At 71.6% G+C, this 916-nt stretch carries 1 protein-coding gene; it reads right to left on the reverse strand.

Annotation, left to right across the window (positions count from 1 at the left end):
- Positions 1-916: ABC transporter ATP-binding protein (locus tag ACI78U_RS24910; RefSeq protein WP_456878131.1), on the reverse strand; the 916-nt coding region annotated here is incomplete at both ends.

Raw genomic sequence — 916 nt, forward strand, 5'->3', positions numbered from 1 at the left:
AGCGCTCGTCCTGGGAGACGCGCTTGCCCGACTCGGGGGAGAACACGTGCGCCTCGCCGGGGCGGATGGCCACGTGCACCACCTCGCCCTTGGCCGGCGGCTTGCGCGCGTCCACCCGCAGGGTGAGCAGCTTGTCGCTCGCGCCGGCGGTGTCGGCGGCGTGCAGCGTGCCGTAGGCGTAGGCATCACTGCCCAGCTCCTCGACCACCGCCACCTCCACCGGCACCCCCTCCCCGGCACCGACCAGCTCCACCGACTCGGGCCGGAACCCCAGCGTGGCCGTGGCCGCGCCCTCGGCGGCCAGCGCGCCCACCGCGGTGCGCGGCAGCGGCACGGTGTGCCCGCCCAGCAGCGCCCCGCCCTCGGCCAGCTGCACGGTCACCAGGTTCATCGCCGGCGAGCCGATGAACCCGGCGACGAACTCGTTGACCGGCTTGTCATACAGGTTGCGCGGCGTGTCGACCTGCTGCAGCAGCCCGTCCTTGAGGACGGCCACCCGGTCGCCCATGGTCATCGCCTCGACCTGGTCGTGGGTGACGTAGACGGTGGTGATGCCCAGCCGCCGCTGCAGCGCCGCGATCTCCGTCCGCGTCTGCACCCGCAGCTTGGCGTCGAGGTTGGACAGCGGCTCGTCCATCAGGAACGCCTGCGGCTGGCGCACGATCGCCCGGCCCATCGCCACCCGCTGCCGCTGCCCACCCGAGAGCGCCTTGGGCTTGCGGTCCAGATACGGGGTCAGGTCGAGCACCTTGGCCGCCTCGGTGACCCGCTCGCGGATCTGGTCCTTCTTCATCCCGGCGATCTTGAGCGCGAAGCCCATGTTGTCGGCCACCGTCATGTGCGGATACAGCGCGTAGTTCTGGAACACCATCGCGATGTCGCGTTCCTTGGGCGGCAGGTGGGTGACGTCCCGGTC

This window comes from Geodermatophilus sp. SYSU D00710, from assembly GCF_054050195.1.